The organism is Pseudomonas sp. PLMAX (genome assembly GCF_046042685.1).
GTDB classification, from domain to species: domain Bacteria; phylum Pseudomonadota; class Gammaproteobacteria; order Pseudomonadales; family Pseudomonadaceae; genus Aquipseudomonas; species Aquipseudomonas putida_AE.
In genome coordinates this window covers 3,059,921-3,081,104 of the sequence record NZ_CP064949.1, presented here as the reverse complement: position 1 = coordinate 3,081,104, position 21,184 = coordinate 3,059,921, and the positions used below count along the sequence as shown (strand labels likewise).

Genomic DNA, 21,184 nt, shown 5'->3' with positions numbered 1-21,184 from the left:
CATACCGGAGGCGACCGCCGGCGCGGCATATATTTTTTAAGGTTTGAAGCAACAAACTTACTAATTTATCTATCCCGAGCCATTGCACATGATCGCTCCAACAAGAAAAGCGTCGTTCGCGCGACGCTCACCGAAGTACGTCCACGTACTCACTTTGCCTTGGAGTTCGTCATGGTAACCACTGCAGCAACGAGCGCCCCGCTCATCGAGAAACACACGATCGGCTACGTGCCGCCGCAAGACCGTCATGGCAAGACGCGCGACCTGTTCACCCTGTGGTTCGGTGGCAACATCGCGCCCTTGCCCATCGTCACCGGCGCCCTCGGCGTGCAGCTGTTTCACCTGAACCTGGTGTGGGGCATCGTCGCCATCCTCGTCGGCCATCTGGTCGGCGGCGTGCTGATGGCGCTGCACTCGGCCCAGGGCCCGCAGATGGGCATCCCGCAGATGATCCAGAGCCGCGCGCAGTTCGGCTCCCTCGGCGCGCTGCTGGTGGTGCTGATCGCCGGCGTCATGTACATCGGCTTCTTCGCCTCCAACATCGTGCTGGCGGGAAAATCCCTGCACGGCGTGGTCGACAGTGTCCCGGTACCCGTGGGCATCGTCATCGGCGCCCTGGGTTCGGGCATCATCGGCATCATCGGCTATCGCTTCATCCACGTGCTCAATCGTATCGGCACCTGGGTGCTGGGCATTGGCATCGTGCTGGGTTTCGCCTACATCCTGACCCACGTGCAGACGGACGACTTCCTCACCCGCGGCAGCTTCAACATCTCCGGCTGGCTGGCGACGGTGTCCCTGGCCGCACTCTGGCAAATCGCCTTCGCCCCCTACGTGTCCGACTACTCGCGCTACCTGCCGGCTGACGTGCCCGTGGCGTCGACCTTCTGGACCACCTACCTGGGCACCGTGCTCGGTTCCAGCCTGTCGTTCGTCTTCGGCGCCGTCGCCGTACTGGCCACGCCCGTCGGCATGGACACCATGGACGCGGTCAAGCTCGCCACCGGTTCCATCGGCCCGCTGATGCTGGTGCTGTTTTTGCTCAGCGTCATCAGCCACAACGCCCTCAACCTCTACGGCGCGGTACTGTCGCTGATCACCCTGGTGCAGACCTTCGCCTACCGCTGGATCCCCACCGCCAAGAGCCGCGCCGTGCTCTCGGTGATCGTGCTCGGCGCCTGCTGCTTCGCCGCCGTCGGTGCCTCCGCTGACTTCATCGGCCACTTCGTCGACATGGTGCTGGTGTTGCTGGTGGTGCTGGTGCCGTGGACGGCGATCAACCTGATCGACTTCTACGCCATTCACAAGGGCAAGTACGACATCGACTCGATCTTCCACGTCGATGGCGGCATCTACGGGCGCTACAACCCGCAGGCGCTGCTGGCCTACGCGATCGGCATCCTGGTGCAGATTCCGTTCATGAACACGCCGCTGTACGTCGGACCGATTTCCGAGCACATCAACGGCGCGGATCTGTCCTGGTTGGTGGGCCTGGTGATTACCTCGCCGCTGTACTGGTGGCTGGCCAATCGCGACAGTGCCTACAAGCGTCGGTTGTCGAGTGGGAAACTCGCTACCAGCCTGTAATCAAGATCCACAAGCCTGCTCGCGACAAAGCCCTGACATGGATCGTCAGGCCTTTCGCGAGCAAACTCCACCTGAATCGACCCGCGCTTGATACTTCGCTGATACGTCCCCCCGATCGTGCTGTTACCTCACCGCCCCACTTGTCACTTCTGCGCCGCACGGCAGGCCAATACAGTATGGCCTTCGGTGTGTTGCGGCAGGCACGAACGCTGTCGACCCTCAACCGCACCGATTTCCCATCACGGAAGAGGTGACATCATGAGTTTCGTCAAAGTTGAAAAAAACCAGAGCAGCGCCCCGTCGGAAGCCGACATGATAAAAGCCATGTTCGAGTCTGGCGGCGTACCGGGCGAGTGCAGCGGCAACAACGCTGCTCGCACCCTGACCTACGCCGGCCTGGTCAATCACACGGTGTATGAGAACAAGCTGATCGAGATTGCCAAGGGCAAGCGCACCAGCTGGAACTTCGTCTGGGCCGATGTGAAGGCAGCCTGAGGCCCTGGCGGGGCGGCCCGTCGTTCGCCCCGCCACTTCAACCTGATTGATACCCCCCCGTTACCCGCCTGTAACGCCAAGACACTTAGCCCATGCGCGGCCTGAACCTAGAGTGAAGCCCTCGATGGATGGACCGGGTTGACTGCCCTCCACCCATCGATTGCCCAACACACCACCAAGGAAGAGGGACACCATGAGCCAATCAAACGCTGTCAGCCAACAACGCCAGCAGCTGCACGATGATGTGCAAGAAGCCGTCAAGTCGATCATGGGTGCAACGCAACTGAAGGCGTCGGACTATGGCAGGGTCTTGAAGTCCGCCCTGGCGGCGGCGCAAAAAACCGTCACCATCGAAATCGCCGCCGGCGACCTGACCCTGCTCAAGAAGTCTGGCTACAAGCTGTGCTTTGCCAAGAAGGTCGGCACCGCCGACTACAACGTGGTCTGGCAGTCCTATGTCGCGTACCTGAGCAATAACGAATTCAGCTGGACGCCGTTGTATCAGCTGTTCGCCTCCAACGTGTTCAAGGAAAACGTCCAGGTCAAAGTCTCGACCAACATCGTCAATATCGGTCTTGGGCAAACCTCGACACTCGATGAACACGGCCTGCTGAGCCCGGCGATCACGGGCGGCCCGGACGTGTCCATGACCTTTGTGAACGAGTACGCGCCGATCCATCCGGGGATCAACCAGCTGTCCACCGGCATCGATGGCAATCAGGTCAGCACGCCGATCTACGTGGCGGTGGACCCGGTCGTCACCGGTAAAACCGTACTGACCCCCGTTGAAACCATCCTCGTATGGTTCGAACAGAACGTACAGACCAGCACCATGTTCAGTACCTCACGCTCCAAGGCGATCGAAATCGACCTGACGTTCGAAAACACCGCCGGTCGCCTTTACGAAGGCGGTCAATGGAAAACCGTGTAACTGCTGCGCACCGGGGCAACCCCAGGGTTGCCCCTTTCATTCGTCGATCGCGCCTTTGGCAAAGTAGCCCGTCAGGGACAGGCAGATCGATTGCGCCAGGTCCTCCTGGGTGGCGATGCCATAAGGCTGGTTGCGATCGAACTGCGCCGACCAGCGAATCCGCCCCTGCGCCACATCCACCAGGCGCAACGACGCCCGCACCCGCGCCGGCTCGACCCGCACGCTGCCCTCCAGGCAATAGCTGTAGCGCCCGCCGCGTCCGCCCTCCGCTGCTTTTACGCTGCTGCGCGGCACCTTCATCAACACATGATTGGCCACGCTTTGCGTTTGCTCGAACGACTCGAACAAGCGACAGCTCAGCTCTTCGCACAAGCCCCGGGCGAAGTCATCGCCATCCGGGGTGATGCAGGTGAACGGCTGGATCTGCAAAACCGGATGGCGGGTGGCGATGCCCTTGGTTTGCAACCGCTGATAAGCCAGGCGATAACACCCGGCCGGTATGCTCAGCCGCACCGGGTCCTGCTGGCCGTTGCTGGCATAATGCGCCGCGAGCTTGCGCCGCAACCGCCCCACCTGCACCCGCACCACCGGATCGTCGCCGGTGCAGTACACCGCCGGATCGCGACGGAACACCGCGATGCCGATGGCGTGTTCGGTAAGGGGGGTATTTGAAGGTTGCAGGTCGTGCTCGACCAGAAAGCGCAACAAACTGCCCATGCGCCGGGATTTGGCGAACAACGGGCTGGCCAGCAGCAACGCCAGTACGCGCTGCATCTCTTCAGGATCGAGCGGCACGGGAACCCCCGCCGCGCTCGAATCAACCATGCGCTTGATCACCATCGCCTGCCTCCGTGCAGATTGCCGACAGGAATAGACGTGGAACTCCGTGGTTGCGCACGCAACGTGAGCCCAGGACAGGCTCGGGTGCTGCAACGACGAAGCTTAGCAGCCGTGATGAGATGGGCAGGCAAATGCGCTGATAGCCAGCTGACATCCGACGAACGTTAGATTTTGATCTGCAAAACTTGTAGGACATTTCCCATTCTGACAAGGGAATTGTCCGCCGATGGGTTGCGAAGTGGCTGTAGTACCGACACCCTCATTTCCTGGGACAAACCCTATCTCCACACCTGAAGAGCCGCGCCAACCAAAAAAACCGGACCCTTCACCACAAAAAACCGTGCCACCCCGCACCTGTAGGAGCTGCCGCAGGCTGCGATCTTTTGACCTTAAAATTCCAAAACCAGCCCTACACCTCATTTGCAGCCACCAAAACCACTGCCTATATTCGGGCCCGTCGCTGACAGAAGTGGGCAATAGGGTTTCGCAGCCCTATCGATACGAGTAGCTCTTCTTACAGATACGAGGAAGATTTACTTGTGACCATGAATAATCCGCCACCCCGCTTCATCCCCATGAAGCAATTCGCCACCAGCTACCCCGTCCTCCTCATCGACAACCAGGCCCCAATCCGCGAACTCCACAACTGCGTCAGCGAACGCCTCAACGCCGTCCTCCAGTACATCAACCTCATGGCCTGCACCAGCCTGCCCGACTACGCCGAAAACGACATCAACACCGTCACCAACATCGCCCGGATTCTGCTCCAGGATGTGCGGGATGTGTTTGGGGTGATTGAGCAACGGGGGTTTGAGGTGCCTAAGGTGCAGTGATCAATTTTCAGCTCGAGAACCCGCTTTCAATGCGGGTTCTTCTCTTGTCGTGGTCTTGATTCCCACAGCGATTGTGGCTTGATTCGTTGACGACATGCAGCAGGAAATTGGCATCCAATCTACTTGTTTCCGGGAAACATGCCTGTCACTAGCGGCTGACTGATTCGGCAAGGAGCGAACTCTGCAAATAGTCTATAGAATCAGGCGCAATTGAGAAGAACACGGCATGAGCACTGATTTCGGGCACCTGACCTCAAGAGTTTCTGGGCCGGAAATACTGTGACAGAGGAAAGCTGAGGATTAGCGATGAAAATTGAATACCTCGAGATCACGGGCTTCAAGAGCGCGGCACACATTGTCCTGAATGACGTACCAGCCTTTACGGTTCTGGCCGGCTCGAATGGTGCTGGCAAGAACAATATCACTGATGCGCTCGATTTTTTAGGCGCGGTAGTAAAGCGCGGCGCCACTCAGGCAATCCGGGATTTTGGTGGATTTCAACAAATTCACTGCTTCAAGCACCGAAAGGAAAAACGCACGACCATTTCCTTCACCCTCAGAATAAATCTTGAGGAAGTGGCATTCGACTACAACCTGTCGATATCCGAAATACACCGAGAGCCTCGAGTACTTGAAAGCCTAAAGGTTAATGGTGTTCAAGTTATTGACCGCAAGAGCAGCGATCAGACACGTATCGCCTTGACTGACAGTGAAAACCTGCAGCACTTCCCTAAATATGCACAGGACATGAGTGCACTGATGTTGCTAGGCCATTCGCCGATATATCGAATGCTTACCAACATCCAGGTATTTCGAATTAACCCTACAGAAGCCAAGGAGCCAGATAGTTCGACAGCAGATGCTACGACTCTTGATAGTCATGGTCGGAACGTGGCCACCATGCTGTCAATTCTGGAGAAGAACGAGCACTTTCGAGAACAGGTTCTCGAGTGGATCGAATTGATCGTTCCCGGGATGGAGAACGTATCCACCGAGAAACAGCGACTGGATGGTTCTACAGTCATCACCTTCAAAGAAGAAGGAACGAAAGCTCGCTTCCCGGCGCGTCTGATTTCAGATGGGACAATTTATGCTCTCTGTATCATGACTGCTGTACTTAGCCGAGCAGGGAAATCCGGCATAACAATCATAGAGGAGCCAGAACGGGGCATTCATCCGAAGGCTATTGGCGAACTTGTACAGTTGATGCGTGAAAATGCATCAGTTGATCACCCGGTTTTCATCACCACTCATAGCGAGTCTGTGGTACGCAACCTTGATCTTGAAGAGCTATGGCTGGTGAATAAAGACGATGGCAAGACCAAAGTCAAACGTGCTTCAGAGTCGTCCGTAAATAAAAAAGACATTCCGCTTGATACGGCGTGGCTTACCAATCTTTTTGATGGGGGTCTGCCATGGTGAGAGTCGGATTCATCGTTGAAGGTGATAGCGAAAAAATCGTTGTCGAATCGGCGGACTTCCAAGCGTTCTTGCAAGAAAACGAGTTTTTGCTGGTTAACCCTGTAGTCAATGCCAAAGGTGGCGGTAACCTCTTGCCGCAAAATATCGATGCTTATCTAAACCGTCTGGATCAGCAGGCGGTAGACGTCATCGTTGTGCTGACCGATCTCGAAGACGAAGAGTCAGTTGATCTGGTGCGAGAACGCATCTCAAATCCACGGATAAACATTATTTTCGTCGCAGTCAAAGCTTTGGAGGGATGGTTTCTAGCTGATTCGGTCGCAATGAACAAATGGCTAGGCATTGATGACTTCAATGAATTGCAACCTGAGCAGACACTCAACAAGCCATGGGATCGTTTGAAAGAACTATCAAACGCGCTGGGCAAGCAAGGGCCAGGCAACAAAACCGCATTCGCAAAAAAGATGACCAAGCACTTCGGTTTCAGCATCCGTCAAGCTGCATCGCACCCACAGTGTCGAAGTGCGCAGGAGCTTGTTCACTTTTTCACAACGCAGCGCTGAGCAGCCTGACTTAGTTCCAGCGCCCGATCCCCGCCGGGAAAGGCGGTGGAATATTCCCCGAAATTAAGCGCCCGGGAGCACGTTGACTGCGCTGATTATCCGTCTCCCATTTTCGCAACCGCAAATTAAATGAACCCTGCGTGCACCTGCCCACCTAACGGAAAGACTATTCAGGAGGTGACTACATGCAGATCGAAACGACGTGGATTGTATTGGCAGCCGTTCTTCTGTTGATCGAGTTGTGGGCCATCAATCGGGTGCGCAAAAGCGCAGGCAAAGCGAGCAGCAAAGGTGTGTGGATGGTGGTGATCGTGTTTGTGCCGCTGATCGGGCTGATCCTGTGGGCCCTGGCGGGGCCCAAGCACATCGCTCACCACCCGGATCCAGCACAGGCCCGACAATAAGGCCGGGGAAATGCGTTAACGCTTCGTGACTGAGCGAAATGCATGGAACCACAGGCCACATCGGGGTTTCGAAACTTTATCAGCGCTGATCCTGGATCAAACAAAGCGCCATTGGAGAGGAAATCCCGATGAACACTAGACTGCTGCTTTTGCTCGCTGGCCTGTGCCCTGCCCTGGCGTACGCCGAAGGTTGCGACGTGCTGACCCGATCCCAAAGCGCTTCCATTCCCGTGGTGGAAAGTCATAGCTGCTATGAGTACGAAGGCATGCCAGTCAATTCCATCGACTGGTCATGCAGCAACGAGAGCAAGGAGATGCTGACCAGTACCAAGAAGAAAGTCGAACATTGTGACGATCATTACCAGGCCACCTGCATCGCCACCTTGACCCAGGAATCCCTGGCCAACCCTCATTCCACCAGCAAGGACAAGAACAGTCAGTCGGTCAACATTCCCGACAATGCCCAGGTCACGACGTATTACTACGGTGCCGAGCACATCGCCCAAGCCAAGATTGATTGCGAGTCGGGCGGTGGTCACTGGAAGACCAAATAGAAAAAACCGATGCCTGAGCGGGCATCGGTTTTTTATCAAGCGCCATGGATGATGCGCCGCCGGATCACGTCACGCCGTAATCAGAAGTTTGCCGGCGTGTTGGCGCTGATGATTTCCGCCTCATCCTGGCCGATATTGCGAAACTTGTGCGGCAAGGTCGTCGGAAAGTAATACCCGTCCCCGGCATTGAGCACACTGATCTGCCCATCCACCGTCAGTTCGACGGTGCCACGGGTGACCAGACCGCACTCCTCGCCTTCCGAATGCACGATCGGCTCTTCCCCGGAACTGGCACCCGGTGCGTACTGTTCGCGCAGCAGACGCATCTGCCGGCTTGGCACGGACGCGCCGATCAGCAGCAGGCGCAGGCCGTGGCGGCCGAGGTCGGGCTGTTCGTTGGCGCGGAAGACGTATTGGTGCTCGCGCGGCGGTTGATCGAAGGTGAAGAAGTCGGCCAGGGACATGGGAATGCCTTCGAGCAGCTTTTTCAGCGAGCTGACGGAAGGACTGACGCGATTCTGCTCGATCAGGGAAATGGTGGCATTGGTGACGCCGCTACGCCGGGCCAGCTCGCGCTGGGACAGTTTGTAGCTTTCGCGTACTAATTTGAGTCGTGAGCCCGTGTCCATGACAGCCTTATGTGCTTGGTACGCAAGGGTAATGGGGGTGGAGAGCAGGCGTGGATCGCGCCGTTTTCCTGTCCCGGAAACGTGAAAGGCGGCTATTAAATCACGTTTGTGGGTGTTGCTGTAGGAGCTGCCGAAGGCTGCGATCTTTTGATCTTGATCTTGAAAAGCAAGATCAAAGATCGCAGCCTTCGGCAGCTCCTACACGGGAACGTGGTGTTTCAGGTAAAAAGCCGGTGGCCTTCCTGGGGTTGACCACCGGCGAGGTAAAGCTTAGATCCCGAAACGGTCGCGCAGCGAGTAGTACACCGCACCCAGGGCGGTCAAAGGCGCCGAGAAGGTGCGCCCGCCGATCATCGGCATGTGCGGCAGCGAGGCGAAGGCGTCGAAGCGTTCGGCGTCGCCGCGGATCATTTCCGAAATCAGCTTGCCCGCCAGGTGCGAACAGGTGACGCCGTGGCCGCTGTAGCCCTGCATGTAGTAGGCGTTTTTCTCGATACGGCCGAATTGCGGCATGCGCGACATGGTCAGCAGGAAATTGCCGGTCCAGCGGTAGTCGATCTTCACGTCCTTCAACTGCGGGAAGGTCTTGAGGATTTTCGGGCGGATCAGTTGTTCGATGTCGTCCGGCTCACGGGCGCCGTAGACCACGCCACCGCCGTAGAGCAGGCGGTTGTCGGCGGTCAGGCGGTAGTAATCGAGCAGGTAGTTGCAGTCTTCGACACAGTAGTTGTTCTTGATCAGGCTGCGGGCCTGCTTTTCCGACAACGGCTCGGTGACGACGATCTGCGAACCGCACGGCATGCTCTTGCTGGTCACGCGGTTGTCCAGGCCCTGCGGCAGGTAAGCGTTACCGGCGATCAGCAGGTACTTGGCCTTCACCACGCCTTTGGCGGTGCGTACGGTGATCGGCTCGCCGTAGGTGATTTCCACCGCCGCCGATTGCTCGTAGATCTTGCCGCCCAGGCCGATGATCGCCGAAGCCTCGCCCAGCGCCAGGTTCAGCGGGTGAATGTGCCCGCCCTGCATGTCCAGCAGGCCGCCGACGTAGGCGTCGGAACCGACTTCGCGCTTGATGTCATCCTTGCCGAGCATGGTCAGGTTCTTGTTGCCGTAGCGTTCCCAGCCCTTCTTCTGTTCGGCCAGGCCCTTGAGCTGCTTCTTGTTCATCGCGGCAAAGATGCCGCCCGGACGGTAGTCGCACTGGATGTCGTAGTGCTGTATGCGCTGACGGATGATGTCGGCGCCTTCGAAAATCATGCTGCCGAGGACTTCGGCGGTCTTGTCGCCGTAGCGCTCTTCGATGACGTCGACGTCACGGCTGTAGGAGTTGACCAGTTGGCCACCGTTGCGACCGCTGGCGCCGAAGCCGACTTTGGCGGCTTCGAGCACGGTGACGCTGTAGCCCGCTTCAGCGAGGAACAGTGCCGAGGACAGGCCGGTGTAACCGGCGCCGATCACGCAGACGTCGCAGTCCACCGCGCCTTCCAGCACCGGGAAATCGCCGGTGAAGTTGCGGGTGGCGGCGTAGTAGCTGTTTACATGTGCTTGTTTCATAAGTTTCTCCGATGGCCGCCGCAAAGAGCCGGCGACCGCCGCTTTATTGTTATTAGAGCTTGATCCAGGTCGCTTTCAGTTCGGTGTACTTGTCGAACGCATGCAGCGATTTGTCCCGGCCATTGCCCGACTGCTTGAACCCGCCGAACGGCGCGGTCATGTCGCCGCCGTCGTACTGGTTGACCCAGATGCTGCCGGCACGCAGGCCACGGGCGAAGGTGTGGGCCTTGCTCAGGTTGCTGGTCCAAACGCCGGCGGCCAGGCCGTAGATGCTGTCGTTGGCAATCGCCAGGGCTTCTTCTGTGGTGTCGAAGGTGATCACCGACAACACCGGGCCGAAAATTTCTTCCTGGGCGATGGTCATGGCGTTGGTCACGCCGTCAAAAATCGCCGGCTCGACGTAGAGGCCGCCGGTGTCTTCGAGGGTGCGGCTGCCGCCCGCGATCAACCGGGCGCCCTGCTCCTTGCCGATGTCGATGTAGCGCAGCACGTTGTCCAGTTGACGCTGGTCCACCACCGCGCCGACGGTGGTCGCCGGATCGAGCGCGTGCCCCGGTTTCCAGCCTTGCAGGGCCTCCACCAGCAGCGGGATGAACTGCTCGCGGATCGAGCGCTCCACCAGCAGGCGCGAGCCGGCGGTGCAGACTTCGCCCTGGTTGAAGGCAATGGCGCCAGCGGCGGCCTGCGCGGCGGCGCGCAGGTCCGGCGCATCGGCGAACACCACATTGGCGCTCTTGCCACCGGCTTCAGCCCAGACGCGTTTCATGTTGCTTTGCCCGGCATAGATCATCAGTTGCTTGGCGATCGCCGTGGAGCCGGTGAAGGCCAGCACGTCGACGTCCATGTGCAACGCCAGCGCCTTGCCGACGGTGTGGCCGAAACCCGGCAGCACGTTGAACACGCCTTTGGGGATGCCCGCATCCAGCGCCAGTTGCGCGATGCGAATGGCCGTCAGCGGCGACTTTTCCGACGGCTTGAGGATGAACGAATTGCCCATCGCCAGGGCCGGGGCGAATTTCCAGCTGGCCATGATCAGCGGGAAGTTCCACGGCACGATGGCCGCGACTACGCCGGCCGCTTCGCGCGTCACCAGGCCCAGTTGGTCGTGGGGGGTGGCGGCCACTTCGTCGTAGATCTTGTCGATGGCTTCGGCGGTCCAGCGGATCGCATTGGCGGTGGCCGGAATGTCGATGGCCAGCGAATCGCCGATCGGCTTGCCCATGTCGAGGGTTTCGAGCAGCGCCAGCTCTTCCTGGTTGGCCAGGATCAGGTCGGCGAAGCGGATCAGGATGCGCTTGCGCTCAGCAGGGGCCAGCCCGGACCAGACGCCGGATTCGAAGGTGCGGCGGGCGACGGCGACGGCCAGGTTGGCGTCGGCTTCGTCGGTGCTGGCGACGTTGGCCAGGAAACGGCCGTCTACCGGGCTGATGCATTCGAACGTCGCACCGCTGGCGGCTGCGCAGTATTGGCCGTCAATGAAGGCACGGCTTTCGATTGTCAGGGACTGGAAGCGTTGCTCCCAGTCGCTGCGAGTAGTTGTCATGGTTGTGACTCGACGCAGGGGAATTGAGTGATCGTCAGGCCGACGCCCGCCAATTCAAATTTGAAATGCGATCCCTGTGGGAGCGGGCTTGCTCGCGAAGGCGCCGGCACATCCAATATTGATGCCGCCTGACACTCCGCTTTCGCGAGCAAGCCCGCTCCCACATTTGATTGTGTTGAACCGACTAATCAGACGGTATGCAAGTACCAGTTGTACTCAAGGTCGGAGATGGAGTTCTCGAACTCGGCCAGCTCGCTTTCCTTGCACGCCACGAACACGTCGATGTACATCGGGTCGATGTACTTGGCCATGACTTCGCTGTCGTCCAGCTCGCGCAGGGCATCGCGCAGGTTGTTCGGCAGGCTCTGCTCGTTCTGCTCGTAGCTGTTGCCTTCCACCGGGGCGCCCGGCTCGATCTGGTTGGTCAGGCCGTGGTGCACGCCGGCCAATACCGAGGCCATCAACAGGTACGGGTTGGCATCGGCACCGGCCACGCGGTGTTCGATGCGCACGGCATCCGGTGAACCGGTTGGCACGCGGACCGCCACGGTACGGTTGTCGACGCCCCAGCTCGGCGAGTTCGGCACGTAGAACTGCGCGCCGAAGCGACGGTAGGAGTTGACGTTCGGGCAGAGGAACGCCATCTGCGCCGGCAGGGTCTCGAGCACACCGCCGATCGCGTGACGCAGCGCGGCGTTCTGCTCGGGATCCTCGCTGGCAAAGATGTTGTTGCCTTCCTTGTCGAGAATCGAAATGTGCACGTGCAGACCGTTACCCGCCTGGCCCGGATACGGCTTGGCCATGAAGGTGGTGTCCATCTCGTGGTCGTAGGCGATGTTTTTCACCAGACGCTTGAGCAGGACGGCGTAGTCGCAAGCCTTTATAGGGTCGGCCACGTGGTGCAGGTTGACTTCGAACTGCGCCGGGGCGCTTTCCTTGACGATGGCGTCAGCCGGGATGCCCTGCTCTTTCGCGCCTTCGAGGATGTCTTGCAGGCAGTCGACGTACTCGTCGAGGTCGTCGATCAGGTACACCTGGGTCGACATCGGACGCTTGCCGGACACCGGCGAACGTGGCGATTGCGGACGACCGTTCACGTTGTCCTGGTCGATCAGGTAGAACTCCAGTTCGAACGCGGCGCAGATGGTCAGGCCCATGTCGTCGAACTTGCGCACCACGTTGGCCAGGACTTCCCGCGGGTCGGCGAAGAATGGCTGGCCTTCGAGTTCGTGCATGGTCATCAGCAGTTGCGCGGTTGGGCGCTTCTGCCATGGCTCGATGCTCAGGGTGCCGGGGATCGGGTAGCAGATCCGGTCGGAGTCGCCGATGTCCAGACCCAGGCCGGTGCTTTCCACCGTGGAGCCATTGATGTCCAGGGCAAACAGGGACGCCGGCAGGTTGATGCCTTTCTCGTAAACCTTATGAAGACTGGTGCGTTCGATGCGCTTACCGCGCACCACACCGTTCATATCCGCAATCAGAAGGTCGACGTACAAAACCTCAGGATATTTCTTAAGGAATGCGTTTGCTTCGTTGAGTTGAACGGTACGCAGAGGGACCGACATGATGCACCTATTTTTTACTGTTAATTATTATGTTCACCGCCCTTTCACGTAGCCAGTCAATCCGAAAGGCAAAGTGAAGTCAATAGCGAACACCTTGCCTTTAAACGTTTATTTTCGGGCCTCTCAGAGGCACGAGAGTGCCAGATCATCCCTGGAACACGCGTAAATCCTCAGCTTCGGACGTGCGGCGTTTAGAATTTTTTACATGAGAGTTGTTAATTAAAATCAACAAGGCTAAGCTCCGGAAAAGCTCGTTCAAGTGTGAAACTTCGAGGTGATAAAAATGGCATTCAAGCCATTGATCGGCGTTACTGCATGCGTCAAACAGATTGGCCTGCACCCCTACCATGTCAGCGGCGACAAGTACTTGCGTGCTGTCAGCGTTGCGGCACTGGGGCTGCCTGTCGTCATTCCTTCCCTGGGCGAACTGACCGAAATCGAGGACCTGCTCCCGCAGCTCGATGGTCTGTTGCTGACCGGCTCGCCATCGAATGTGGAACCCTTCCACTATCAAGGCCCCGACAGCGCTCCCGGCACGGAACACGATCCCCAGCGGGATCGCACCACCCTTCCCCTGATTCGCGCAGCCATTGCCGCTGGCGTTCCGGTGCTCGGCATCTGCCGCGGCTTCCAGGAGATGAACGTGGCGTTCGGTGGCAGCCTGCATCAGAAGGTCCATGAACTTCCCGGCTTCCTCGATCATCGCGAGGCCAACCATCCGGACCTGGCGGTGCAATACGCACCGGCCCATGCCGTCGATGTGCAACCGGGTGGTGTGTTCCAGGCGCTGGATCTGCCGCCGGTGTTCCAGGTCAATTCGATTCACAGCCAAGGGATCGACCGACTCGCTCCCGGCCTGCGCGCCGAAGCACTCGCGCCGGATGGCTTGATCGAAGCGGTCTCGGTGGAGAACAGCAAGGCATTTGCCCTCGGTGTGCAATGGCACCCGGAATGGCAGGTGCTGGACAACCCGCCCTACCTGAAGATTTTCCAGGCGTTTGGCGACGCGTGCCGGCAACGGGCGGCGTTGCGTAACTCGCGCTGACGCCATAAACGATCAAACCACTTACTGCCCACGCGAGCGGGTAGGCGGGCTTTTGCGCGCCTCTCGCCCGCGAAAACAACACACTGCAATAACAACAAGCACTACCAGGCAGCCAGGACGGCGGCGCCGAATTAACCCGAGTGGAGTGCCCGTCAGGCATGCGCAATACCTTGTAGGAGCTGGCTTGCCAGCGAAGAGGCCCTTTCAGCCGACATCATCGTTGACTGCAAGGCCGCCTTCGCTGGCAAGCCAGCTCCTACAGAGACCGCGTCCTGATTGGCGCCTTACTGCAAGGGTTTGCAATCAACTATTAAGTCAGGCCGCGTTGGCCCGACGACTGAAACCTGTTGGGAGTTTCACATGGCAAACGCCTCCAGCATCTACAGGAAGGCTCTTGAGGGTCACCAGGCACCGAAAAAGGTGTTGGTGAAAGTCGACCGCGTCACCAAGAAATTCGACGAGACCACCGCCGTGGACGATGTGTCCCTGGAAATCCATCAGGGCGAGATCTTTGCCCTGCTCGGTGGTTCCGGTTCCGGCAAATCGACGCTGCTGCGCATGCTCGCCGGCTTCGAGCGCCCGACCGAAGGCCGGATCCTGCTCGACGGCGTCGACATCACCGACATGCCGCCCTATGAGCGGCCGATCAACATGATGTTCCAGTCCTACGCCCTGTTCCCGCACATGACGGTGGCGCAGAACATCGCCTTCGGCCTCAAGCAGGATCGTTTGCCCGCCGCTGAAATCGACGCCCGTGTGGAAGAAATGCTGCGCCTGGTGCACATGACCCAGTACGCCAAGCGCAAACCCCATCAGTTGTCCGGCGGCCAGCGTCAGCGCGTGGCGTTGGCCCGCTCCCTGGCCAAGCGTCCGAAGCTGCTGTTGCTCGACGAACCCATGGGCGCGCTGGATAAAAAGCTGCGCTCGCAGATGCAGCTGGAGCTGGTCGAGATCATCGAGCGCGTCGGCGTGACCTGCGTCATGGTGACCCACGACCAGGAAGAAGCCATGACCATGGCCCAGCGCATCGCGATCATGCACCTGGGCTGGATCGCCCAGATCGGCAGCCCGGTCGACATCTATGAAGCGCCGGTCAGCCGCATGGTCTGCGAATTCATCGGCAACGTGAACGCCTTCGAAGGCACCGTGGTGGAAGACCTGGAAGGCCACGCGATCATTCACAGCGCGGACCTGGAGCAGAAGATCTACGTCGGCCATGGCGTCAGTACGTCAGTGCAGGACAAGTCGATCACCTACGCCATCCGCCCGGAAAAACTGCTGGTCAGCACCACCCAGCCGGACGCCCGCTACAACTGGTCCAGCGGCAAGGTGCATGACATCGCCTACCTCGGCGGTCACTCGGTGTTCTACGTCAAGTTGCCGGGCGGCAAGGTCGTGCAATCGTTCATGGCCAACGCCGAGCGCCGTGGTGCGCGTCCGACCTGGGACGATCAGGTCTACGTGTGGTGGGAAGACGATAGCGGCGTGGTACTGCGCGCATGAGAACCTTCAATCAGCAATTGCTGCGCCTGGTGCCCAGCGGACGAAAACTGGTCATCGGCATTCCGTTCCTGTGGCTGTGCCTGTTCTTCCTGTTGCCGTTCTTCCTGGTGATGAAGATCAGCTTCTCGGAAGCGGCCCTGGCCATTCCGCCCTACTCGGAGATCTACACCTACGCCGAGCAGAAATTCAACCTGTTGCTCAACATCGGCAACTACACCTTGCTGGGCGAAGACGAGTTGTACCTGTCGGCTTACCTCGGTTCGTTGAAGGTTGCATTGCTCAGCACGCTGATGTGCCTGGTGATCGGTTTTCCGATGGCCTACGCCATCACCAAGACCAGCAAGGAAGCGCAAAACGTCCTGCTGCTGTTGATCATGATGCCGACCTGGACCGCAATCCTGATCCGCGTTTACGCGTGGATGGGCATCCTCAGCAACAACGGCTTGCTCAATGGTTTCCTGATGTGGACCGGGCTGACTTCGCACCCGATCGAGATCCTCAACACCAACACCGCTGTTTATATCGGCGTGGTGTATGCGTATCTGCCGTTCATGGTGCTGCCGCTGTACGCCAACCTGGTCAAGCACGATGGCAGCCTGCTGGAAGCCGCGTCCGACCTGGGCTCGAGCAACTTCAACAACTTCTGGAAAATCACCGTGCCGCTGGCCAAGAACGGCATCATCGCCGGCTGCATGCTGGTGTTCATTCCGGTCGTGGGTGAGTTCGTGATTCCGGAGCTGTTGGGCGGGCCTGAGACCCTGATGATCGGCCGTGTGTTGTGGCAGGAGTTCTTCAACAACCGCGACTGGCCGGTGGCGTCCGCCCTGGCGGTGGTGATGCTGTTGATCCTGATTGTGCCGATCCTGCTGTTCAACCGCAGTCAAGCCAAAGAGATGGAGGCACGGGGATGAAACGCTTCGGATTTTCAAAGTTCATGCTGATTTTCGGCCTGTCGTTTATCTACCTGCCGATGCTGATCCTGGTGATCTACTCGTTCAACGCCTCGAAGCTGGTGACGGTGTGGGGTGGCTGGTCGTTCAAGTGGTACGCCGGCCTGCTCGACAACTCGCAACTGATGGGCTCGGTGCTGCGTTCCCTGGAGATCGCCTGCTACACCGCGATTGCCGCCGTCGCACTGGGCACGCTGGCCGCGTTCGTGCTGACGCGCGTCACCCGCTTCAAGGGCCGCACGCTGTTCGGCGGCCTGGTCACCGCGCCGCTGGTGATGCCGGAAGTGATCACCGGTCTGTCGCTGTTGCTGCTGTTCGTGGCCATGGCGCAGATGATTGGCTGGCCGATGGAGCGTGGCATCGTCACGATCTGGATCGCCCACACCACGTTTTGTGCCGCCTACGTTGCGGTGGTAGTCTCCGCCCGCCTTCGCGAGCTGGACCTGTCCATCGAAGAAGCGGCCATGGACCTGGGTGCCAAGCCGTTCAAGGTGTTTTTCCTGATCACCATCCCGATGATCGCGCCATCACTGGCGGCCGGCGGCATGATGTCGTTCGCCCTGTCGCTGGATGACCTGGTGCTGGCGAGCTTCGTCTCGGGCCCGGGCTCCACCACCCTGCCGATGGAAGTGTTCTCGGCGGTGCGGCTGGGCGTGAAACCGGAGATCAACGCCGTGGCCAGCCTGATCCTGTTGGCCGTGTCGATCGTGACCTTCATGGTCTGGTACTTCAGCCGCCGTGCCGAAGCCAGCCGCAAGCGAGCGATCCAGGAAGCGATGGACCAGACGGCGAGCGAATCCTGGCAACAACCGAAAAAGCAAATGGTAGAAGCGACGGCCTAGGCCGTCGCGTTTCACAGATTTTGCGTTTGAATAAAAAGAATGGAGTTGTACCGATGAAAATGTTTGGCAGGACTCTGCTGACACTGTCCTTATTGGGCGCGATCGCCTCGGGCGCCCAGGCCAATGACAAGGTTCTGCGCGTCTATAACTGGTCGGATTACATTGCCCCGGACACCGTCAGGAAGTTCGAAGACGAGACCGGGATCCAAGTGACCTACGATGTGTTCGACAGCAACGAAACCCTGGAGGCCCGCCTGCTGGCGGGCAAGTCCGGCTACGACCTGGTCGTGCCGTCCAACAGCTTCCTGGCCAAGCAGATCAAGGCCGGGGTCTACCAGGAACTGGACAAGTCGAAGCTGCCGAACTGGAAGAACCTCAATCCGGTGCTGCTGAAAAACGCCTCCGCCAGCGACCCGGATAACGCCCACGCGTTCCCGTACATGTGGGGCTCGATCGGTATCGGCTTCAACCCGCAGAAGGTCAAGGAAGTGCTCGGCGCCAACGCCCCGACCAACTCCTGGGACCTGCTGTTCAAGCCGGAAAACGCGGAAAAGCTCAAGGCCTGCGGCATCAGTTTCCTCGATTCGCCCACCGAGATGATCCCGGCCGCCCTGCACTACCTGGGCTACCCGGTGAACGATCAGGACAAGGCGCACATCGCCGAAGCCGAAGCGCTGTTCATGAAAATCCGCCCGTCGGTGGCGTATTTCCATTCCTCGAAGTACATCTCGGACCTGGCCAACGGCAACATCTGCGTGGCCGTCGGTTATTCCGGCGACGTGCTGCAGGCCAAGGCCCGCGCCGAGGAAGCCGGGAACAAGGTGACGATCGACTACAGCATCCCGAAGGAAGGTGCCGGCAGTTTCTACGACATGGTCGCCATCCCGCGCGATGCCGCCAACGTCGACAACGCCTACCAGTTCATGAACTTCCTGATGCGCCCGGACATCATTGCCGAGATCACCAACAACATCGGCTACAGCAATGCCAACTCGGCCGCGACGCCGTTGGTGGATGAAGCGATTCGCAACGAACCGGGCTCGTATCCGCCGGAAGCGGTGATGGCGACCTTGTATGCCGTTCCTGACCAGCCGATTGCGGTGCAGCGGATCATGACCCGGGGCTGGACCAAGGTGAAGTTGGGTAAGTGATATTTATGCACCACCACCGGGTAATGCGGGAGCGGGCTTGCTCGCGAAGACGGAGTGTCAGTCGACATCATTGTTGCCTGATACACCGCTTTCGCGAGCAAGCCCGCTCCCACATTTTGATCGGTGGCGCTCTTACTTTTTGCATTCATGCAGCGCCTTACCACCGCTGCATCACTCACCTGGCTCCTCGGTTAAGGTGAAGTTTGGCGCCCTCGGGCGCCTTTTTTGTTTTGGCTCAGGCACCGCTCAACGGCCACTGGGCCAATGGCCGATAGCGGCCCTTGTGGGATTCGAACAAGGTGAAGCGCTCGGCACGCAGGAAAAATTCGGGTGGCGTGGCGGACTCCGGCACCGGCGCCCGGTAGTCACGTGCCAGGGTCAAATGCGGGCGAAATTCCCGGGGTGCGTCTTCCAGGCCAAACGGCAACAAGGCCTGCTCCAGGTCATACACCAGCCGTAACAACGCCGGCGATGCCTGTTCGGGTGCCAGCACCAGGCCCCCTGCCCTGCGCCAGACATCCAGGCGATCCAATTCCACGGTCAGGCGTTCCCCCGGCGTGCGCACCGACGCGGCTGCGCTGCAGATGTCGGCAATCTGCGCGATCTCCACCGCCCCGAGAAACTTCAGGGTCAGGTGAAAATTCTCCGCCGGCACCGGGCGCCCGCTGCGCAGTTGCAAGGCACTGCGCCATTGGCCGATGGCCTTGCGCAGTGCGGGTGCGCAGTCCAGGGCGAAAAACAGCCGTTTGAACGGTTCGTGGGTGTCGTCATTCATGCGGGGTCTCTCGTTTCTGGCGTCTGCCGGCATGCCAGTTATAGTTGATGCAAGCGAAATCAACCGGAGGCAAGTATGCGCCAGATCCTCAGCAAGGAACCTTGGTGGGCCGCGCCGCCAGAGCCCGGCCAGGACGAAATGGAACTGGATTGGGGCTGGCTGGTGCATTACAGCGAAGGCGAGCCGCGTTTCGAGTTCATCCGCGAGCGCCCGAGCGATCACGAAATCCGCAACCGCAAGAGTTGCCGGATCACCCCCGCGGCGGAGTGACCCGACGGTGCCGGTTCAAGCCTTCACGATCATTTCAAACCCGCCGAAAATCATCCTTTGGCCATCGAACGGCATGGGATTGACGTCGGGCTGTACCCGCGGATCGGTCATCAGTTTCGCCATCCCGGCGTCACGGGTGGCCTTGTCCGGCCAGACGATCCAGGAAAACACCACGGTTTCATCCTCCTTGAGTTTCACCGCCATGGGAAAAGAGGTCACCTTGCCGTCGGGGACGTCGTCGCCCCAGCACTCGGCGAGGCTGAGCGCGCCGTTCTCGATGAAAATGGCAGCGGCCATGTCGGCGTGCTGCCTGAATTTTTCGCGGTTGGCGGTGGGTACGGCAATGACAAAGCCATCAACATAAGACATGAGCGTTCTCCTTGGATCATGGGTTGAGCTGCTGGTTAGTCGACTGGGTCGGACTCCAATCGACAGCTCCCCCATCCGGACCGACCGACGGTTGGGCGCTCTGCGCCAGGTTCCCTTCTATCTGTGAGGCCATGTACAGGGTGCTCGCCATGACACCGGTGGTCGGGTTCTGCAGCAGCTTGGTCCAGGCCTTGTCGAAGGTGTTGCCCAGGCTGCTACGAATCAACGCTTCGCTGTCCGGCCGGTCGTTGGCCTGGATGATCGCCCGCACGCCCGCCACGCCGACGGAGATCAACGCACCGGCGAGTTTCCCGGCGGCCGCCGCTACCGCACTGGCCGCCCCGCGCGGAGCCATCTCGGCTTCAATGCGTTTACTGGCGCGCTTGGCCACCGGGGCCATGGCCGTGTCGGTCGAGCCGACGCCCTTGTCGCCACCGGCCTTGTGCACCTTGTCGACCAGCGCGGCGTACGCCGGCAACGTGGCCAGCTGTTCAGTGTGCACCACCTGGAACAGCGAGGCGTCCCTGGCGGATGGCGGTCCGAGGGCAATCGCCGGAATTTTCCGCACGCGACCATTGAGCTGGGCCATCGGCACGCCATGGCGCTGGGAAATCTTTTGCAGTTCTTCCTTGAGAATGTCCACGTAGAACGCTGCTGCCAGGGTGAGGATCGCGTCCGGGTCGACCTCGAGCGCCGCCGGGGCCAGCACTTTTTCCTGGTACTTCTCCAGCAGGTAGGCCGCCAGGCGTTTTTCCGAGGCATTTTGCTCGTCCCTGGAACTACTGATGGAGTACCAGCTGACCTTCATCGACAGCCATTCCTGGGTCCAGTAACTGCTGAACCAGGGAATGAAGTTTTCTTCGGTCAGTTGATAGACCCGCGTGCGCCAGTAATCCATGGCCCCGCGGGCGTAGATTTTTGCCTGATCGGTGGCCGATTGCGACGCATCGACAATCTCCCGGTCCACCTGCTGCCAGGTGCTGGGAGACACCATGATCTGCGGCACTTCCACCGGGGCAGGCGGGGCCGTGGCGCATCCCGCCAACACCACCAGCACGGCGACGATCAGCGAACGCAGGTTCAAGATCGCGGTTTCCTGAAAATGTGAGCCGAACGGGAGGTTCGGCGCTCAGAGGCCCCTGGTTTGAGTATAGGTGGCGGTGGTTGTCCGCTCAGAATCGATAGTGCTCTTGAGGCCGCCTTCGCGAGCAAGCCCGCTCCCACAGGGGGTATGGGTGTTCACAAAAATTGTGTCCAACCCGATCCACTGTGGGAGCGGGCTTGCTCGCGAAGGGGCCATCAGGAACACCCACAAGTTCCGACCATCACTCCCATCGATATTCACCATCGCCACGATTG

General features: G+C 59.5%; 22 protein-coding genes. 14 read left to right on the top strand and 8 right to left on the bottom strand.

The window, feature by feature from the left end; translation table 11 throughout:
- Positions 1 to 171 precede the first annotated feature (171 nt).
- The 3 genes from DKB71_RS14325 to DKB71_RS14315 all read left to right on the top strand — a co-directional run bounded on the left by DKB71_RS14325 (position 172) and on the right by DKB71_RS14315 (position 3,013).
- Entirely contained in the window at positions 172 to 1,587 is a 1,416-nt protein-coding gene (locus tag DKB71_RS14325) for a cytosine permease (RefSeq protein WP_323608578.1), read from the top strand.
- A 258-nt stretch (positions 1,588 to 1,845) separates the two neighbouring features.
- The gene (locus tag DKB71_RS14320) at positions 1,846 to 2,082 is read left to right on the top strand and encodes a hypothetical protein (RefSeq protein WP_274077587.1); all 237 of its coding nucleotides are present in this window, start codon (positions 1,846 to 1,848) and stop codon (positions 2,080 to 2,082) included.
- Between the two features lie 193 nt (positions 2,083 to 2,275).
- Positions 2,276 to 3,013 (top strand): hypothetical protein, encoded by a 738-nt coding sequence (locus DKB71_RS14315; RefSeq protein ID WP_274077586.1) that lies wholly within the window; start codon positions 2,276 to 2,278, stop codon positions 3,011 to 3,013.
- 36 nt (positions 3,014 to 3,049) lie between these two features.
- Here DKB71_RS14315 and DKB71_RS14310 read toward each other — a convergent pair whose 3' ends face one another.
- Entirely contained in the window at positions 3,050 to 3,853 is an 804-nt protein-coding gene (locus tag DKB71_RS14310; protein ID WP_408600797.1) for a hypothetical protein, read from the bottom strand.
- Between the two features lie 539 nt (positions 3,854 to 4,392).
- Between DKB71_RS14310 and DKB71_RS14305 the strand changes: the two genes are divergently transcribed.
- The 5 genes from DKB71_RS14305 (at position 4,393) to DKB71_RS14285 (ending at position 7,629) form a co-directional block, all read left to right on the top strand.
- Positions 4,393 to 4,686, top strand: a complete 294-nt coding sequence (locus DKB71_RS14305) for a fructose-bisphosphate aldolase (protein WP_408600796.1) — start codon at positions 4,393 to 4,395, stop codon at positions 4,684 to 4,686.
- Between the two features lie 306 nt (positions 4,687 to 4,992).
- Complete coding sequence (locus DKB71_RS14300; RefSeq protein ID WP_408600795.1) at positions 4,993 to 6,108, top strand: AAA family ATPase; 1,116 nt, start codon at positions 4,993 to 4,995, stop codon at positions 6,106 to 6,108.
- On the top strand, positions 6,102 to 6,671 hold the full coding sequence (locus DKB71_RS14295; RefSeq protein ID WP_323628324.1) for a DUF4276 family protein: 570 nt from the start codon (positions 6,102 to 6,104) through the stop codon (positions 6,669 to 6,671). The genes DKB71_RS14300 and DKB71_RS14295 overlap by 7 nt, the downstream gene beginning before the upstream one ends.
- Before the next feature lie 185 nt (positions 6,672 to 6,856).
- A complete protein-coding gene (locus DKB71_RS14290) occupies positions 6,857 to 7,075 on the top strand; it encodes a PLD nuclease N-terminal domain-containing protein (RefSeq protein ID WP_274077584.1) in 219 nt (72 codons plus the stop codon).
- Between the two features lie 128 nt (positions 7,076 to 7,203).
- Positions 7,204 to 7,629 carry a hypothetical protein gene (locus tag DKB71_RS14285; protein ID WP_274077583.1) on the top strand — a complete coding sequence of 142 codons (426 nt, stop codon included), beginning with the start codon at positions 7,204 to 7,206 and terminating at the stop codon, positions 7,627 to 7,629.
- An 80-nt stretch (positions 7,630 to 7,709) separates the two neighbouring features.
- Here the strand turns inward: DKB71_RS14285 and DKB71_RS14280 are convergent, their stop codons facing one another.
- From DKB71_RS14280 to DKB71_RS14265, 4 genes are all read right to left on the bottom strand, one after another.
- Positions 7,710 to 8,258 carry a cupin domain-containing protein gene (locus tag DKB71_RS14280; protein ID WP_007946335.1) on the bottom strand — a complete coding sequence of 183 codons (549 nt, stop codon included), beginning with the start codon at positions 8,256 to 8,258 and terminating at the stop codon, positions 7,710 to 7,712.
- A gap of 270 nt (positions 8,259 to 8,528) precedes the next feature.
- The gene (locus DKB71_RS14275; protein ID WP_274077582.1) at positions 8,529 to 9,812 is read right to left on the bottom strand and encodes an FAD-binding oxidoreductase; all 1,284 of its coding nucleotides are present in this window, start codon (positions 9,810 to 9,812) and stop codon (positions 8,529 to 8,531) included.
- A gap of 52 nt (positions 9,813 to 9,864) precedes the next feature.
- Positions 9,865 to 11,355, bottom strand: a complete 1,491-nt coding sequence (locus DKB71_RS14270) for an aldehyde dehydrogenase (protein WP_408600794.1) — start codon at positions 11,353 to 11,355, stop codon at positions 9,865 to 9,867.
- Between the two features lie 188 nt (positions 11,356 to 11,543).
- Positions 11,544 to 12,920, bottom strand: coding sequence for a glutamine synthetase family protein (locus tag DKB71_RS14265; protein ID WP_008063763.1), 1,377 nt, complete (start codon positions 12,918 to 12,920; stop codon positions 11,544 to 11,546).
- A gap of 283 nt (positions 12,921 to 13,203) precedes the next feature.
- Here DKB71_RS14265 and DKB71_RS14260 point away from each other — a divergent pair, with 283 nt between their 5' ends.
- From DKB71_RS14260 to DKB71_RS14240, 5 genes are all read left to right on the top strand, one after another.
- Positions 13,204 to 13,965, top strand: a complete 762-nt coding sequence (locus DKB71_RS14260) for a gamma-glutamyl-gamma-aminobutyrate hydrolase family protein (RefSeq protein WP_274077579.1) — start codon at positions 13,204 to 13,206, stop codon at positions 13,963 to 13,965.
- Positions 13,966 to 14,325: 360 nt separating this feature from the next.
- Entirely contained in the window at positions 14,326 to 15,468 is a 1,143-nt protein-coding gene (gene potA, locus DKB71_RS14255; protein ID WP_274077578.1) for a polyamine ABC transporter ATP-binding protein, read from the top strand.
- A gap of 29 nt (positions 15,469 to 15,497) precedes the next feature.
- The gene (locus tag DKB71_RS14250) at positions 15,498 to 16,379 is read left to right on the top strand and encodes an ABC transporter permease subunit (RefSeq protein ID WP_274077601.1); all 882 of its coding nucleotides are present in this window, start codon (positions 15,498 to 15,500) and stop codon (positions 16,377 to 16,379) included.
- Positions 16,376 to 17,260: an ABC transporter permease subunit gene (locus DKB71_RS14245; protein WP_274077577.1), complete on the top strand. Its 885-nt coding sequence runs from the start codon at positions 16,376 to 16,378 to the stop codon at positions 17,258 to 17,260. Before DKB71_RS14250 ends, DKB71_RS14245 begins: the two co-directional genes overlap by 4 nt.
- A 53-nt stretch (positions 17,261 to 17,313) precedes the next feature.
- Positions 17,314 to 18,411, top strand: a complete 1,098-nt coding sequence (locus DKB71_RS14240) for a polyamine ABC transporter substrate-binding protein (RefSeq protein ID WP_408600793.1) — start codon at positions 17,314 to 17,316, stop codon at positions 18,409 to 18,411.
- Between the two features lie 235 nt (positions 18,412 to 18,646).
- On the opposite strand, the gene thpR is transcribed toward DKB71_RS14240, so the two are convergent.
- The gene (thpR, locus tag DKB71_RS14235; RefSeq protein ID WP_408600792.1) at positions 18,647 to 19,186 is read right to left on the bottom strand and encodes an RNA 2',3'-cyclic phosphodiesterase; all 540 of its coding nucleotides are present in this window, start codon (positions 19,184 to 19,186) and stop codon (positions 18,647 to 18,649) included.
- Positions 19,187 to 19,261: 75 nt separating this feature from the next.
- Here thpR and DKB71_RS14230 point away from each other — a divergent pair, with 75 nt between their 5' ends.
- Complete coding sequence (locus tag DKB71_RS14230; protein ID WP_274077574.1) at positions 19,262 to 19,456, top strand: hypothetical protein; 195 nt, start codon at positions 19,262 to 19,264, stop codon at positions 19,454 to 19,456.
- A gap of 15 nt (positions 19,457 to 19,471) precedes the next feature.
- Here DKB71_RS14230 and DKB71_RS14225 read toward each other — a convergent pair whose 3' ends face one another.
- A complete protein-coding gene (locus tag DKB71_RS14225; protein WP_323608568.1) occupies positions 19,472 to 19,825 on the bottom strand; it encodes a DUF1428 domain-containing protein in 354 nt (117 codons plus the stop codon).
- A 16-nt stretch (positions 19,826 to 19,841) separates the two neighbouring features.
- Positions 19,842 to 20,909: a hypothetical protein gene (locus DKB71_RS14220; protein ID WP_408600791.1), complete on the bottom strand. Its 1,068-nt coding sequence runs from the start codon at positions 20,907 to 20,909 to the stop codon at positions 19,842 to 19,844.
- Positions 20,910 to 21,184 lie beyond the last annotated feature (275 nt).

Excerpts from the sequence above, each read along its gene's own strand:
- DKB71_RS14325 (WP_323608578.1), top strand. The coding sequence starts at position 172 with ATGGTAACCACTGCAGCAACGAGCGCCCCGCTCATCGAGAAACACACG.
- DKB71_RS14320 (WP_274077587.1), top strand. The coding sequence starts at position 1,846 with ATGAGTTTCGTCAAAGTTGAAAAAAACCAGAGCAGCGCCCCGTCGGAA.
- DKB71_RS14315 (WP_274077586.1), top strand. The coding sequence starts at position 2,276 with ATGAGCCAATCAAACGCTGTCAGCCAACAACGCCAGCAGCTGCACGAT.
- DKB71_RS14310 (WP_408600797.1), bottom strand. The coding sequence starts at position 3,853 with ATGGTGATCAAGCGCATGGTTGATTCGAGCGCGGCGGGGGTTCCCGTG.
- DKB71_RS14300 (WP_408600795.1), top strand. The coding sequence starts at position 4,993 with ATGAAAATTGAATACCTCGAGATCACGGGCTTCAAGAGCGCGGCACAC.
- DKB71_RS14295 (WP_323628324.1), top strand. The coding sequence starts at position 6,102 with ATGGTGAGAGTCGGATTCATCGTTGAAGGTGATAGCGAAAAAATCGTT.
- DKB71_RS14290 (WP_274077584.1), top strand. The coding sequence starts at position 6,857 with ATGCAGATCGAAACGACGTGGATTGTATTGGCAGCCGTTCTTCTGTTG.
- DKB71_RS14285 (WP_274077583.1), top strand. The coding sequence starts at position 7,204 with ATGAACACTAGACTGCTGCTTTTGCTCGCTGGCCTGTGCCCTGCCCTG.
- DKB71_RS14280 (WP_007946335.1), bottom strand. The coding sequence starts at position 8,258 with ATGGACACGGGCTCACGACTCAAATTAGTACGCGAAAGCTACAAACTG.
- DKB71_RS14275 (WP_274077582.1), bottom strand. The coding sequence starts at position 9,812 with ATGAAACAAGCACATGTAAACAGCTACTACGCCGCCACCCGCAACTTC.
- DKB71_RS14270 (WP_408600794.1), bottom strand. The coding sequence starts at position 11,355 with ATGACAACTACTCGCAGCGACTGGGAGCAACGCTTCCAGTCCCTGACA.
- DKB71_RS14265 (WP_008063763.1), bottom strand. The coding sequence starts at position 12,920 with ATGTCGGTCCCTCTGCGTACCGTTCAACTCAACGAAGCAAACGCATTC.
- DKB71_RS14260 (WP_274077579.1), top strand. The coding sequence starts at position 13,204 with ATGGCATTCAAGCCATTGATCGGCGTTACTGCATGCGTCAAACAGATT.
- potA (WP_274077578.1), top strand. The coding sequence starts at position 14,326 with ATGGCAAACGCCTCCAGCATCTACAGGAAGGCTCTTGAGGGTCACCAG.
- DKB71_RS14245 (WP_274077577.1), top strand. The coding sequence starts at position 16,376 with ATGAAACGCTTCGGATTTTCAAAGTTCATGCTGATTTTCGGCCTGTCG.
- DKB71_RS14240 (WP_408600793.1), top strand. The coding sequence starts at position 17,314 with ATGAAAATGTTTGGCAGGACTCTGCTGACACTGTCCTTATTGGGCGCG.
- thpR (WP_408600792.1), bottom strand. The coding sequence starts at position 19,186 with ATGAATGACGACACCCACGAACCGTTCAAACGGCTGTTTTTCGCCCTG.
- DKB71_RS14230 (WP_274077574.1), top strand. The coding sequence starts at position 19,262 with ATGCGCCAGATCCTCAGCAAGGAACCTTGGTGGGCCGCGCCGCCAGAG.
- DKB71_RS14225 (WP_323608568.1), bottom strand. The coding sequence starts at position 19,825 with ATGTCTTATGTTGATGGCTTTGTCATTGCCGTACCCACCGCCAACCGC.